Origin of the sequence: Okeania sp. SIO2C9 (assembly GCF_010672455.1) — a bacterium.
Lineage (GTDB): Bacteria > Cyanobacteriota > Cyanobacteriia > Cyanobacteriales > Microcoleaceae > Okeania.
In genome coordinates this window covers 188464-203645 of the sequence record NZ_JAAHGO010000004.1, presented here as the reverse complement: position 1 = coordinate 203645, position 15182 = coordinate 188464, and the positions used below count along the sequence as shown (strand labels likewise).

The window sequence follows — 15182 nt, the reverse complement described above, 5'->3', positions numbered from 1 at the left end:
AAAAATCCTCGGTGGTGGTGCATTGCATTATTTTTGTTACGAGGTACGGCAGTGGGAGCATCTTGCTCCCGTGCCAAACGTCCCTTGTTCCTTGTATACCACTACGCGAACAGGACTACCAAATCCTCAACTACACAAGTGCCTCTTCTTGGTGAGTCGTAACGGTGCAGTCTTTTTTAGGGTAAGCAACACAAGTTAGCACATATCCTTCTGCGATCTGATCGTCATCCAAGAAGGAGCCATCACTTTGATCTATCACATCATCTGCATTACCTTCTACCTTTCCTGCACAACTGGAACAAGCACCAGCACGACAGGAGTAAGGTAGGTCAAGACCTGCTTCTTCAGCAGCATCAAGGATATAGGTATCATCATCACAATCAATAGTTTGGTTGATTCCCTCTGCTTCATTTACTAGAGTAACTTTGTAGGTAGCCATATAATTTTCCTCTCAATAATTAATTAGACAAATTTTTTGATTTTTGATTGACTCGAAGCTGCTAACTTTAGTAAAGCGCTTCTTCTTGGTGGGTTTCAATTGTGCAATCAGATGTGGGATAAGCTACGCAAGTTAAAACATATCCTGCTGCCATTTGATCGTCATCTAAGAATGACTGATCGCCTTGATCTACTGTACCCTCTAATACTTTACCAGCACAGGTAGAACAAGCACCAGCACGACAAGAGTAGGGTAAGTCAAGTCCCTGTTCTTCTGCTTCATCAAGAATATACTTGTCATCAGGACAATCAATTTCTCGATCTCCATCTGGAGTTTTCAGTTTTACTTTATAGCTTGCCATTTTGCGCTCCTTTATTCAATAGCTTCGTCTCTATGCAACAGAACAAAAGGCCTGATTAGTTCTAGTATAGAGTCGTACTCATTTTCAAGGCAATATAGCTGACTCGTGGTGCCTGAAGTTCAGTACCTCATTGATGGATTTTACAGTGTAGTTTTACCTCAGTTATCAGTGCCTAGCTCTCCTACTAGAATGCTAGACATTTTTTTCACTGAGATGGAAAATTTGTAAAATTACGAGCCAAATTTTCCTGACAATGTAGGATTTGCAGGATTAACTTAGGCCTAGAAATGCTCAAACAGATATCCATTAAAATGAAGGCGATCGGTATTTATTCTTTCATCTTGATCGCTGATCATCATTTTCTAGGATTAACATGAGAATTATTAGAGGTTAACTACTCAAACAAGCAACACACCAAAATTACTTGGAGTTTAAGCTAGCTGATTAATCACCTCAAACAAGAGCCTTTATTTAAAGGTATTAGCTGATAGTCAAACGGTCATCAACTATATACCGAAAAAAATTAATTAATTAATTTGCTCTCGTCTACTACTTATAGGTCTTCTTCCACGTTAGTTTTAATAGTACAATCAGACGTTGGTTTGGCCACACAGGTTAGTACATATCCTTGTTCTATCTGGTCATCATCTAAAAATGACTGATCGTCTTGATCTACTGTACCTGATTCAACTTTACCAGCACAGGAGGAGCAAGCACCAGCGCGACAGGAATAGGGTAAATCTAATCCTTGATCTTCAGCAACATCAAGAATGATCTCATCTTCAGGACATTCAATTACTTTTTCACCATCTGGTGTAACTAGAGTAACTTTGTAAGTGGCCATTTAATTTTCCTCTTTGGTAGTTGGGTATACATATAATTTAAACTTATACAAATTACCTGGCTTGATTAGCCAAATTATTTGTACTTGTTTTATTTCCATCTTTGATATTAAGGGAAAAAATCAATGTTGTAAAACAAATTTGGCAAAAAATTACTATAGAATTTATTATAAATAATTCTAATTTAATTCTGATTACTTATACCTGATTGGACAACAACCATGAGACAGATGTTAAAAAATATTGAATTTTAGCACAGTCATTGACATATATAATCTAAAATACAATATTTTGATTTTGTACTTTAACTATGACCCAGACAAATCTTTCTTCCTCTTTATGCCCCACTATCCCGATCGGAGTGGGTATTGTTGGTACTGGTCATGCTGCTAAGACTAGAGCTGAGGCATTGAAAGCAGATAAGCGATCGCTCCTAGTTGCGGTAGCAGGTCATACCCCAGAAAAAACTGAGGAATTTAGTCAAACCTTCCAAGTTCAGAATACAGCTTCTTGGCAACAATTGGTAAAACGAGAAGATTTGGATCTAGTTATCGTTTCTACTATTAATAGAGATCATGGAGCAATTGTTCGTGCAGCCTTAGAAAATGATAAACACATCATTGTGGAATATCCTCTTTCCCTAGACTCAACTGAAGCAGAATCATTAATTTCTCTAGCAGCTAAGAAAAATAAGCTATTGCATGTTGAACATATTGAGCTTCTTGGCGGTCTCCATAATGCGATTAAACAATCTTTATCAGCTATTGGTAAAGTCTTCTACGCTCGTTACGTTACAATCAATTCTAAACAGCCAGCACCTGTAAAATGGAGTTATAAGCCTTCATTATTTGGCTTTCCTTTTATGGGAGCGCTTTCTCGTTTGCATCGGTTTACCGATCTATTTGGTCAAGTTGATAATGTCAATTGCCAAAGTCAGTTTTGGTACACTGAAGTAAACCTTTATAATGCTTGTTTGTGTACTGCCCAGTTAAGATTTAGCAATGGTGTTATTGGGGAAAGCGTCTATGGCAAGGGTGAAAAATTTTGGCTCTCAGAAAACATTTTTACTATCTACGGCGAAGCAGGCACATTAATTTTTACTCCTCAACAAGGTCAACTATTGCAGGGAGAAAAAACAGAAACTATAGAAGTGGGGGCGCGACGTGGTTTATTTGCTAAAGATACAAAAATGGTAATTGAACATTTATTGGAGGGAACTCCTTTATATGTAACTCCAGAAGCAAGTTTGTATACGCTAAAAGTTGCTGAGGCGACTAGAAAAGCATCAGAAATAAATAAGATTATTAATCTATAAAAGACGAAGGAGTCAGGAGTCAGGAGTCAGAAGGGAAGAAAGAAGAAGAAAGAGAAAGTTTTTTTATCACTAATTATCCGGACATGATATAAGTTCATAACTCATAACTCATAGCTGATAGCTGAATGCTTACAACAACAGAGTTAAGAATTTAAAATATAAATAGGTATTATACCAAATCAGGATGATTATTGATCGTATCGCTGAGGAGTCAGGAGTCAGGAGTTGATAGCTAAGTAGCTAGGCAGAAATAAATATAATACTGCATCCAAGGCTAGAAAAGTTGACAGAGTATATCTATTCAACAATTAATAGTTAATAATTAATAATTAATAATTAATAATTAATTATTAGGGCTTGCTGATTAAATCTAAAAGCATTTACAGATAAAGGTTTTAGCCTTATGAGATTCCAAAAAAGTGCGCTTTTTTTAGTCTAAAACCTTCAAAAAGTTAGCATTTTGGGCAAATCAAGGACAGAAAAATTGAGGGAAAATTCTTACTTCTACCTCCTCTAAATTCCCCGTTTCTCCTCCCTTCGGAAATTTTACACTTAATTAAACACACCTACTTAGGAGAAAGAAAGGATTTGAATAGCATAAATGTTTAAATTCGTATTCAATAGAACATCTGTATTAAGATGAAGTAATTTTGCGATTACTGTATAACCGGATTTTATATTAGCAAATCATTCTTGAAAGAGCTAGCTGAGGAGAATAGTTTTATTCTAATTATAGCAATGTGCGCTGGCTTATGTAGAAATTACAAGAACTGTCCAATAGCTAAAAGCCTTATATTATCGGTTTTTTATTCCCCCTTCCGGAGCTGTTGCCTGCGCACAGCGCTATAAATTAAAATTTAGATCATTTTCAATAATTATTTTGTTGATTTCATTTATGAAAATTTTAGCCTTGAAAATACTGAATTAATCTGGATTTTTGGTAATTTTTAAATATTATTTTGAGTATCTAATATGTTAGTAGTTAGTGAAAAATTTTGCAGTGCTGATGTTTACGCACAAAATGCTAAATCAATATTAAATAAAGCTACTGGTTTTATTAAAGCTTATGACTTTACTTTAAATCCGTATCGCGGTTGTCAATATGGTTGTAGCTATTGTTATGCTGCTGCTTTTAGCCCTAATGAAAAAATGAGAGATGAATGGGGGAAGCAGATCCAGATTATGGCTTCAACTTAACTCCTTATGTCTATTTTATGAAATATTTTTTAGATAATGTTTATTGTAATTATTTGGCTTGGTATTTTGTCTACAAAAGTGGATTATTACCAACAAAAATGAATATATTAGATATTGCTGCAGGTCCGGGAACAGTAGCCTATGGGTTAGCTTTATTCCTGCAAAGTAGTAGTGGCTTTTTACTCAACCCTCCGATGCACATATCTTATTATTCCCTAGAAAAACAAGCTCAATTTCAATATCGAGGTCTTCAATTTTGGCGACAATATATAGAACAGCAAAGAATGCCAACTAATCTTTATTTTCGATTTGATACAACTGATATTTTGTCGTACAACGACCAATCGAAAGTTTTGCCACAACGCTTTTTTGACTTTATAGTTATTTCTCACTGTTTATTTGCTGACCAAACAGAAAAGAAAAAGTCTTTCGAGGTTTACCGAAAAATATTTCAGGAAAGTTTGAGTAGTGATGGTTATGTAATGTTAATTGTTCAAATAAATAAAATATTGAAAGTTTATAATATGCAGCGCAAAGAAGATAGGAGCCAAGAAAAAAACTTGCTTGAAAATTTAGTTGAGGAATTAGGGTTAAAATTAGAGTGGTATAAATATGTGACTTCAACAGGAATTAGAGAATCTCATAGAGACTTTTTTAAATATGCTAATGAAAAATTACCTACTCAAAAATATATGAGTCCACTTAAACGTCAATATCTTGGATTAAATCATAACTCAAATTATGGATTAGATGACTATATAATTCTCTGCAAAAAATAAAAATCACTCCAAAATTTATCTAGAAAAATGCTCTACAAAATTAAACGTCGAATATTTAAAATTATTGAGCTAGATAATCCCGGAGATACTTACAGCAAAACCTTCAAAATATGTATCATCACATTGATTTTTCTGAGTATTATAGTTGTAATTATCTCCACAGTACAAGAGATTTATCAGCCATATAAAACCTGGTTAGATAACTTTGAATTAATATCAGTAATTATATTTACCATAGAATATATTTGACCTAAAAATTGTGGTTTAAAGCCTCCCATTTTCAAGGAATAAAAGCGGTCAAGGGATGGCGAATAAACCTCTCCATATTCAATCGACCAAGAGAAAAAAATTCCTTTTAGTCAATCCTATCCGTTTTAAAGGAGAGGTAATTATTAATTATTAATTATTAATTATTAATTATTAATTATTGAAGGGTTTGGTCATCCAATGTTGCTCCTGGATATAAACATCCAGTATGGGGAAGAATACGATTTATGGTAAAACCTTTAGCAATTATTGATTTAATCGCAATTCTTCCATTTTATTTACCATTATTTTGGCCAAATCTAATATTTACTCGTTCGTTTCGCTTATTTAGAATCTTTCGGTTATTCAAAATTAGTAGATATTCAAGTACAGTAAAATTATTTGGTAAAGTTATCAAGTCAAAACAAGAATAAATAGTTATTACTTTATTTATTGCTTTAGTTTTCTTAGTAACTTATGCCAGTTTAATTTACTTCGCTGAACATGAAGCTCAACCAGATGATTTTCCTCATATTCCTGCTGCTATGTGGTGGGGCATTGTCACCTTAACTACCGTAGGTTATGGAGCTATGAATTTACTCCGACTTCTACACCAAAAACTACAGAAGTTGTAGGTGTAGATTTAGGCATTAAGACATTAGCAACTCTAAGTACTGGTGAAGTATTCAAGAGCGTTTTTCCTTACAAAAAAGCGCAAAACAAACTAGCTAAATTACAACGATAACTGAGTAGGAAAGTTAAACATTCAAGCAATTGGTACAAAGCAGTAGTCAAGCTAGCCAAACAACATAGACGAGTAGCTAATATCCGTAAAGATGCACTTCATAAACTGACAACATATTTAGCCAATAACCACGGCATTGTTGTGATTGAGGTATGACAATGTGTCTGGTATGTTAGCTAACCATAAGCTAGCTAAATCAGTTAGCAGATAGTGGTTTTATGAATTCCGTAGGCAGTTAGAATACAAGTGTCAATGGTACGGCTGTGAATTAGTAGTAGTAGACAGATTTTTTCCATCATCTAAGACTTGCTCTAATTGTGGTCATGTACAGGATATGCCTTTAAACATCAGAACTTATCACTGTCCAGAATGCGGTTGATCAATTGACCGAGACTTGAATGCTTCAATTAATTTAAGAAAGCGAGTGTGTAATTCCGAGGGAACCTCGGAATGTAAGACACACTCAAGAAATGCGGTCAGCTTGACCGTGAATGCCTGTGGAGGTCCTGCTGCCGACAGTTCCGGTGGTTTGCGTAGCATTCCGTAGGAAAGCAGGAAGTAAACATTAAAATGTCACTAATTATGCGGTGCGACCCCGCGGGGCGCGTCAGACGCAAGCGGTCAGACCCCGCGTCGCCGTCAGGCGCAAGCGGTGCGACCCCGCGCCGCCGACAGCTCGCTTGCGGAACGCGCACCAAGAGAGGGAATGCTGACCAAGAGAGGGAACGCGCACCAAGAGAGACGTTTTATATCAGTTTTATGAAGTAGATGTTTATCCTTTTACTCCTTTAGGTAGATTTTTAGGAGCGATCGCTGCATTAGTAGGAGTTGGTATATTTGCTTTGCCAGCAGGTATAGTTGCTTCTGGTTTTACTGAAGAAATAGAAAAAAAAACGAGCTTCAAATCAAAATCAAAAATCTATAATTTGTCCCCATTGTGGTCAAAAAATAGATGAAGAATAGCAAAATTATTACAGTAGTTACATTATTTTTGAAAAAATAGACTTTACTTATGCAATAATCTCAAATGGTGAAATGTATCAAGCTGAAAATTATTAGCCATCAACACCAAACCATAACCAACTAGCAACAAAAACAAAATATGACAACCCGTAAAATAATCAAAACTGACAAAGCCCCCGAACCAGTTGGCCCATACAATCAAGCGATCGCTGCCACAGGTCAAATGATTTTCGTCTCCGGTCAAATAGCGATCGACACTAAAACCAACCAAATAGTCTACACCGATGATGTAAGCAAACAAACAGAACAAGTTATGGCAAACCTAGAAGCTATACTCACTGCAGCAGGTGCCACTTGGTCAAATGTTGTCAAAACAACCGTGTTCCTCAAAGATATGAACGACTTTGCCACTGTCAACACCATCTATGCTAAATACTTCAACCCCGACAATGCTCCTGCCCGCGCCTGTGTTGAAGTTGCCCGCTTACCCAAAGATGTACTTGTAGAAATTGACTGTATTGCAGTGTTATAGAAAGTTTAAATATAATGAAAAGTGGGGTTATTGATGGAAAGTATAGCAATATTTGCCAGACAGAGATAATTGGTATTGATATCAGCAGGACTTACGCAAATTGACTTTTAAAGCACCATTTGTAGAGGCGTTAACGATAGTTATGCCAAGCAAATGGTATTTGCGTTCCGCAAAGCTCCGAATGGCGCCCTCGCGATATGTAGAGTCTCTGCGTAAGTCCTGATCATGTCTAGTGAAACACTTATATTAAAGGGTGTTGTTACATTTCAGTACTATAAAAATGATTGGGATGCTAAAGCGCAACTACAAACAAAGATTTTTTGGCATTACTGAAAAAAGGTATGAGGGTAAATCAAGACTCACTAATCTATACTAATCTATCTATAATGGATCGTACAATCTCTGTAGTCTATCTTCTATGAAGTAAGCAGAGGTTTAGTATCCATCCCTTTACTAACTACTGACTACCAAAAATCATACTGTTATTCAGCAACGCCGATTTTTTTTATAGAACCCATTTGAGATCTATATAATTATGGTAGCCAAGTCTTTTCGCACATCAATGAGTGAGGAAAAATCTGAAAAGGAGTGTTGAATTTTTTGTATTATTTCTCCCCACATCTTCCCTCTTCCCTCTTCCCTCTTCCCTCTTCCCTCTTCCCTCTTCCCTCTTCCCTCTTCCCTCCTGTCTCCTGTCTCCTGTCTCCTGTCTCCTGTCTCCTAGCTAGAAAAATTTAATATTTATGAAGATACCCCCCTTACAGGGCTATCCATTACCCACATCTTTCTTAACATAAAGCTTGACAAAATAGACGAGTTATTGGTAAGTCTTGGCTCGGCTTTTTCGGGAGAAAAAATGTATTTTTCCATACATTTTTTTGGACAACTTCAATAGTTTTACTTAACTACTATGATTTTTTCTCCTTTCTCCCCTGCTCCCTGCTCCCCTTCCCCTCCTGGGAGGGGTTAGGGGTGAGTCCCACAAGGGTTTCAAGACTTATTTTATACAATAAATAAATGGCTCAAAACTTCTCTGTCTCTCCACACAGACCAAACTCCTCACACTTCTTTTACACCAAAGGTAAAAAACCTATCCTTGTAAGCTAGTATCCCCCCAGGGTGGTTGCGTTAAATATTTTTGAAAGTGAAATTGCTGAAAAAGTAGAAAATTGAATAAAACTCCACCTCACTACTATGAGAAATGCTACAATAATTGGTGTTATTGACTACAAAATTTTAACTTGCTGACAATCCCAATATAAAATAGATTTCTACTAATCTAAGTATTAATAAATGCCTAAAAATAATTCTGATATTTTTATCTCTTATAGAGTTTTTGCTTATTGCCCAAATATTGTCTATATAACTACGTCTAAGATTACCATATATCAAATTTAATTAATGGGTTATTTTATAAAGTAACAATTTATGTCACAGTCATGGCCAATTTTTGACATTAAGATATGAGGGTGTTAAAATATCATCAGCTTTTTGACTATCATAGGGCATCTTCATCTGTAACCTGCTTAAAATAAGGAATACACAGATATCAAACCAGAAAAAAAACATCATCATTGATACAAATTATATCAGGAAATGTCTACTAGATCGGTGAATAGATTGGTAGATAGCTCCCTGACATCTCAAACTGATTCATCTAAATATAAACAATTGTTAAATTGTCACCTTTCTCAATTTAATTAATTCTTAGTATGGGTGATTTGGAAGCAGAAAATAGGAGGATTTAAAGAAAAAAAATTTTAATATTCTAAAATTATTCAAGTCTACCCGACCCAAATTAAGACTATAGTAATTTCAAATAAGAATGAAACACTTTTTCGGCTAAAAGTATTTCAAGACAAGAAACTCTTGTCTGAATCTAAACTGAAATGACTATACTATTACGGTAGGAGAGAGAATCATTAATATTTGTCGTCAACAGTTAGTATTAATTGATCATAATGTATAACATTTTGAATAGCAAAACGATTATATTTATTGCCCACAAATTAGAGAGGAATCAAGGCAACTTTGTCTCAAAAATTACACGATTAAATATAAATTAATATACTACCAGATCATCATAAACTTTGAAAATTATGAATGACGAAGATAAAACTAAAGAGGAATTGATTCAGGAGTTGATTGCTCTACGCCAAACTGTTAGTGAACTCAAAACAGCAAATTCAAGTTGCATTTTAAATGAGCATCAGTTAAATCTCATCATCGAAGACCGCACTGCAGCACTAAGAGAATCAAACGATCGGTTAGTGCAAGAAATTGTTCAACACCAGCAAGCAGAAACAGCTCTGAAAGCAGCTCAAGAGCAATTACAAACAGTTTTGGCAGCAGTACCAGGTACAGTATCTTGGGTTAGTTCAGATTTACGCTACATAGAAGTTAATCATCAGGTAGCTGAGATGTTCGGTATGCCCACAGAAGAATTTGCGGGCAAAAGTATTGGTTTTTTAGGAGCAGGTTCTGAGTTTAATGACTTTCTACAAGAATTTTTTGAAAGTTCAAATTTAGAAACAAGTCGTGAAATTACATCAATAGTTCATGGAGAATCTCGCAGCTATTTGATTGTAGCAGAAAAGTACAACAAAAACCAAGCTGCTTTTGTGGTAGGTATAGATATTACAGAACGCAAACAAGCAGAAAATGACCTAAGAAATGCTAAAGAACAGTTACAAACAGTATTAGCAGCAGTACCAGGTACAGTATCTTGGATTAGTTCGGATTTATGTTATATAGAAGTTAATCAAAAGTTAGCTGATATTTTTAGTATGCCCAGAAAAGAATTTATGGGTAAAAATATTGGTTTTTTAGGCATAAGTTCTGAATTCAATAAATTTGTTGAGCAATTTTTTGCTAGTTCTGAGTCTGAAATCACAGGTGAAATAGTATCACAAATTCATGGAGAACCTCGAAATTATTTGATTGTAGCAGAAAAATACAATCAAAACCAAGCTGCTTTTATAGTAGGTATAGATATTACTGAACGCAAACAAGCAGAACAAAATCTTTTAGCAGCTAAAGAAAAACTAGAAACAGCATTAGAAGCAGTTCCTGGAATGGTTTCATGGATTAATTCAGACTTAACCTATATTGAAGTAAATCAACAATTAGCTGATATATTTAAACGTTCGAGAACAGATTTTGTCGGCAAAGATATTGGTTTTATAGATAAAAGTTCTGAATTTAATACTTTAATTAAAGAATTTTTTGCAAGTTCTCAGCAGGAAATAACTTCTGAGATTATTTCAAGTTACCACAATAAAACCAAAAATTATTTAATTGTTGCTCGCAAATATAATCACAATCAAGCAGCATTTGTCGTTGGTATTGATATTACCGAACGCAGACAAGCTGAATCAGACCTTGGAGCAACTCAAGAACAGTTAGGAGCTATTTTAGAAGCAGTGCCAGGAATTGTTTCTTGGATCAGCTCAGATTTACACTACTTAGGAGTTAATAAACATTTAGCAGAAACTTACAATTTACCGAAAGAAGCTTTTATTGGTCAAAATATTGGCTTTCTCAAGGCCAGCGAAGAATTTAGTGAATTTATGAGTCAATTTTTTGCCAGTCCCGCTCAGGATGACTGTCGAGAAGTATCTGCTCATGTCAATGGTATTGCTCGGAATTATTTAATTGTTTCCCAAAAATACGCTGGAGGAAAAGCAGCTTTTGCTGTAGGTATTGATATTAGCGATCGCAAAGATGCAGAAGCAGCACTAAAACAAGCAGAAGAAAGATATCGTACCATCTTTGAAAATGCCGTCGAGGGAATTTTCCAAGCAACTCCTGATGGCTACTTCATAAGTGTTAACCCCGCATTAGCTAGAATTTATGGCTATGAATCTCCTGAAGAGATGATTACTAACCTTACCTCCTTACAACATCGACTTTACGGTAACCCAGAAAGCCGCTCTCAACTTATACAAACTCTACGAGAGCAAGATGTTGTAGTTAACTATCAGTCACAAGTTTATCGCCGAGATAGTAGTCTGATCTGGACTTCTGAAAATGCTAGAGCTGTGCGAGATCGAGATGGTAGGTTAATTCGTTACGAGGGAACTGTTGAAGATATTACAGAGCGCAAACAAGCACAAGAAGCCTTGCAAAGAGCTAATCAACAGTTAGAAACAAAGGTTGAGGAACGTACTGCTGCTCTCAAAGAATCAAATCGTTTGTTAATGATGGAGGTGACAGAGCGTCAACGAGTAGAAACCGCCTTACGAAAATCAGAAGCGGAACTGCGGGTTTTGTTTGAGGCAATGACTGATGTAATTACTGTCTTCGATGCTAAAGGTAGATATGTCAAAATCTTATCTACTAATTCAGAAGTGTTATATAGTCCCATTAATGAATTGATTGGTAAAAGTATTTATGAAGTTTTACCTCCTCAACAAGCAAACCTATTTATGATTAATATTCAGCGCGTGCTGAATACACGTGAAACTGTTAATTTAGAATATAGTTTGCTTGTAAATCCACAGAACGGCAATGTTCAAAAGCCTAACTCTCTATGGGGAATTTCATGCAAAGTTCCTAATTACAAATCTTCTGATTCGCCTCCCTATCCCCATTCTCCTCTTCCTAATCCTAATGAAATTTGGTTTACTGCTAACATTTCACCATTACCAGATAACTGTGTGATTTGGGTAGCGCGTAATATTACAGAACGCAAACGGGTACTAGATGCGCTACAACGAGCTGAGGAAAAATATCGTAGCATTTTTGAAAATACTGCAGAGGGTATATTTCAAACTTCTCCAGAAGGATATTTCATTAGTGCAAATCCAGCTTTAGTCAAGATGTATGGTTGTTCCTCAGAAGCAGAGTTGAAAAATCAGATGACTGACATTGCCCAACAACTGTATGTTAATCCAAATCGTCGCTCTGAGTTTATTGCTGCCCTTGAAAAAGATGGTTCTATATCATCCTTTGAATCAGAAGCTTATCGTGTTGATGGTACTATAATCTGGATTTCTGAAAATGCTCGTGTAGTTCGTAATTTTGAAGGAGAAATACTTTATTATGAAGGTACAATTCAAGACATTACAAAACGTAAGTCTGTAGAAAGTGCGCTACGATTAGAACAAGAAAAATCAGACCGTTTATTGCTGAATATTTTGCCTGCGAAAATTGCTGAAAGATTAAAACAAAATCATCATCCAATTGCTAAACGGTATGAAAGTGTAACCATTTTGTTTGCTGATATTGTCGATTTTACAGGTTTTTCAGCTCGAATATCTCCTAATGAATTAGTGGATATGCTCAATCAAATTTTCTCAGTTTTCGATCAATTGACTGAAAAACATGATTTAGAAAAAATTAAAACTATCGGAGATTCTTATATGGTCGTTGGTGGTTTACCCGCAGCTAGAGACGATCATGCAGAGGCGATCGCTGAAATGGCAATAGATATGCAGCAGGCCATTCCTAAGTTTTTAAATGACTTGGGAAAACCTTTCCAAATTCGGATTGGTATTAATACTGGAACTGTTGTAGCAGGAGTAATTGGTACTAAAAAGTTTATTTATGATTTGTGGGGTGATACAGTTAATGTGGCATCTCGAATGGAAGCAAGTGGAATACCTGGAAAAATTCAAGTTACTGAAGCTACTTATCAACTTTTAAAAGATCAATATTTATTAGAACCACGGGGAAATATTTCAGTTAGAGGTAGAGGAGAAATGATTACTTATTGGCTTCAAGGTAGAAGGAAAAATAGTGAAAAAAATCTGGTATTTTCGCACAAAAATCATTTGCTTGAGGGTCGAGTAGACTAATAGACATCTCCAAAAATCAAAAATAAAATCAATTATTACCCTTAACGAAGTCAGAAGTCAGAAGTCAGAAGCGGTGCGACCCCGCGACGACGCCAGCTCGCTTGCGGAACGCGCACTCCTGTGAGTCAGAAGTTATTTTTGTAACGGGGATTTAAGCCCCGCTCCAAAAATATTGCGCCTTAAAAGGCGGGGTTTTAGACCCATGTTATTTTGATAAATTATCAATTTTTCCTCCCTGTTCCCTCTTTTCTGGAAATCTCTAATATCATGTCCAGTTGAATACTGACAAATAATATCATGTCCGGTTGAATACTTATAAATCATTAGAGAGGAGTCAGGAGTAATAATTCAGAAGTGGTATAGAATCCGGGTAATTAGTTATCGTATTACTGAGGAGTAAGGAGTAACGAGTAAGGAGTAACGAGTAAGGAGTAACGAGTAACGAGTAAGGAGTAACGAGTAACGAGTAATATCAAATCCAGTTGAATACTTAATTGTATTGTTGGGGGAGATGGGGAGATGGGGAGATGGGGAGATTGAATAATGAACATATACTATATAACCGGATTCTATATGATAAGTTATGAGGGAAAAAAGAAGAAGAAAGAAGCAAGAAAAAAGAAGAAGAAAGAATAAATAGGAGAAAGTTTTTTGTTTGCTTGCGCACAACGCATCCTATCTCCTGCGGAGAAGCTGCGCTAAGGTCATGGAGGGCGCAAACGTTAACGCGTCAGCGGAACGGAGTTCTATCACTAATTAGGGTTTGCTGATTAAATCTAAAAGCATTGACATATAAAGACTTTAGCTTTTTCGGGGTCGAATTGCAGTACCTGGTTTTTAGCTCTTCATGCTCAAAAAGGAGCGTATTTTAGGCGCATAGTTAGGCAGAAAAATCATTCTTACAATTCTTTCTACTACCTCTTCGCTCATTCCCATTTCTCCTGTCTCCTGTCTCCTGTCTCCTGTCTCCTACCCCAGCAAAAAGACTTTCCATGCGCAAACCCTAATTATCCGGACATGATATAAGTGGCAATCGGAAGAACTGGTAGACTTACCTGGTATTTAGATAAAAGAACGTTTTGGTATTCCTTGCTATAGTAGTGGTGGATGGTGGCTAAAATGCTCACCATACCTTGACCAAAATCATGAAATGCACCACTACCATAAAATCAATTCAGACCAAACTAGAGATTTATACAAAAGAAAAATCACTGCTATTCAAATCCATATTTCTAACATTATTGACAATACCAATCAAATCATCATTATTGTAGATAGCAGTTCCTCTTGGCAATCCAGAAACATCTTCTCTTAATGTATAGTCATTATTACTTCCCTGTAATTGAATTTGATCGCCTTCAGCAGTATTGAAAGTATCGATCCGAGCATAATCGTTTATACCATTTCCAGTGTAGTAAACTTGACCACTGTTATCGCCTAAGATAAATAGATCGGCATCGATATTGCCCCGCAAAATATCTATCTCATTATAACCAGGTTGAGCAGAAGTTATGTCTACTCCTGTAAGAGTATCCATACCTCTTCCACCATTGAGGATATCGTTTCCAAGACCACCATTGAGGATATCGTCACCATCACCAGCTTTGAGGATATCGTTTCCAAGACCACCATTGAGTAGATCGTCACCATCACCAGCTTTGAGGATATCGTTTCCAAGACCACCATTGAGTAGATCGTCACCACTCTTCCCAATAAGTATATCATTACCACCTTCGCCATTGATAACATCGTTATCTGAGCCGCCACGCATATAGTCGTTATTGTCACTTCCATACATAGTGTTATTAGGTTCAGGTGGAGTCTCATCCACATTACTTACATTAATCGTCAACTGTTGCTCAAAACTTTCACCCCCAGCATCAGTAGTTCGCACAGTAATATTATGATTCGCATCACTTTCAAAATCCAATCCAGAACTATCAGAAACAACTATTTGGTCTCCAT

Annotated in this window: 11 protein-coding genes and 3 pseudogenes; 9 read left to right on the top strand and 5 right to left on the bottom strand. The window is 36.0% G+C overall.

The window, feature by feature from the left end:
* Nucleotides 1-130: 130 nt before the first annotated feature.
* From F6K23_RS05010 to F6K23_RS05000, 3 genes are all read right to left on the bottom strand, one after another.
* Nucleotides 131-439 (bottom strand): 2Fe-2S iron-sulfur cluster-binding protein, encoded by a 309-nt coding sequence (locus F6K23_RS05010; RefSeq protein WP_293151432.1) that lies wholly within the window; start codon nucleotides 437-439, stop codon nucleotides 131-133.
* A 67-nt stretch (nucleotides 440-506) separates the two neighbouring features.
* Nucleotides 507-800 (bottom strand): ferredoxin, encoded by a 294-nt coding sequence (locus F6K23_RS05005; RefSeq protein WP_293151429.1) that lies wholly within the window; start codon nucleotides 798-800, stop codon nucleotides 507-509.
* Nucleotides 801-1353: 553 nt separating this feature from the next.
* A complete protein-coding gene (locus tag F6K23_RS05000) occupies nucleotides 1354-1644 on the bottom strand; it encodes a 2Fe-2S iron-sulfur cluster-binding protein (protein ID WP_293151426.1) in 291 nt (96 codons plus the stop codon).
* A gap of 308 nt (nucleotides 1645-1952) precedes the next feature.
* Here F6K23_RS05000 and F6K23_RS04995 point away from each other — a divergent pair, with 308 nt between their 5' ends.
* The 7 genes and pseudogenes from F6K23_RS04995 to F6K23_RS42795 form a co-directional block, all read left to right on the top strand.
* Nucleotides 1953-2957: a Gfo/Idh/MocA family protein gene (locus F6K23_RS04995; protein WP_293151424.1), complete on the top strand. Its 1005-nt coding sequence runs from the start codon at nucleotides 1953-1955 to the stop codon at nucleotides 2955-2957.
* A 972-nt stretch (nucleotides 2958-3929) separates the two neighbouring features.
* The gene (locus tag F6K23_RS04990) at nucleotides 3930-4154 is read left to right on the top strand and encodes a hypothetical protein (RefSeq protein ID WP_293151421.1); all 225 of its coding nucleotides are present in this window, start codon (nucleotides 3930-3932) and stop codon (nucleotides 4152-4154) included.
* Nucleotides 4118-4933 carry a photosystem II assembly protein gene (locus tag F6K23_RS04985; protein WP_293151418.1) on the top strand — a complete coding sequence of 272 codons (816 nt, stop codon included), beginning with the start codon at nucleotides 4118-4120 and terminating at the stop codon, nucleotides 4931-4933. Before F6K23_RS04990 ends, F6K23_RS04985 begins: the two co-directional genes overlap by 37 nt.
* 27 nt (nucleotides 4934-4960) lie before the next feature.
* Nucleotides 4961-5182, top strand: coding sequence for a hypothetical protein (locus F6K23_RS04980; protein WP_293151415.1), 222 nt, complete (start codon nucleotides 4961-4963; stop codon nucleotides 5180-5182).
* A gap of 245 nt (nucleotides 5183-5427) precedes the next feature.
* Nucleotides 5428-5814: pseudogene (locus tag F6K23_RS41475) on the top strand (ion transporter).
* Nucleotides 5727-6080, top strand: a pseudogene (locus F6K23_RS42800) (RNA-guided endonuclease InsQ/TnpB family protein). Before F6K23_RS41475 ends, F6K23_RS42800 begins: the two co-directional pseudogenes overlap by 88 nt.
* A 118-nt stretch (nucleotides 6081-6198) precedes the next feature.
* Nucleotides 6199-6303 (top strand): annotated as a pseudogene (locus F6K23_RS42795) (zinc ribbon domain-containing protein); the annotation flags it as partial.
* Between the two features lie 393 nt (nucleotides 6304-6696).
* Here F6K23_RS42795 and F6K23_RS04970 read toward each other — a convergent pair.
* Entirely contained in the window at nucleotides 6697-6828 is a 132-nt protein-coding gene (locus F6K23_RS04970; RefSeq protein ID WP_293151412.1) for a hypothetical protein, read from the bottom strand.
* Between the two features lie 198 nt (nucleotides 6829-7026).
* On the opposite strand from F6K23_RS04970, the gene F6K23_RS04965 reads away from it, so the two are divergent.
* Nucleotides 7027-7419 (top strand): RidA family protein, encoded by a 393-nt coding sequence (locus F6K23_RS04965; protein WP_293151409.1) that lies wholly within the window; start codon nucleotides 7027-7029, stop codon nucleotides 7417-7419.
* 2099 nt (nucleotides 7420-9518) lie between these two features.
* The gene (locus F6K23_RS04960; protein ID WP_293151406.1) at nucleotides 9519-13217 is read left to right on the top strand and encodes an adenylate/guanylate cyclase domain-containing protein; all 3699 of its coding nucleotides are present in this window, start codon (nucleotides 9519-9521) and stop codon (nucleotides 13215-13217) included.
* Nucleotides 13218-14409: 1192 nt separating this feature from the next.
* On the opposite strand, the gene F6K23_RS04955 is transcribed toward F6K23_RS04960, so the two are convergent.
* Nucleotides 14410-15147: a calcium-binding protein gene (locus F6K23_RS04955; protein ID WP_293151403.1), complete on the bottom strand. Its 738-nt coding sequence runs from the start codon at nucleotides 15145-15147 to the stop codon at nucleotides 14410-14412.
* Between the last annotated feature and the right edge of the window lie 35 nt (nucleotides 15148-15182).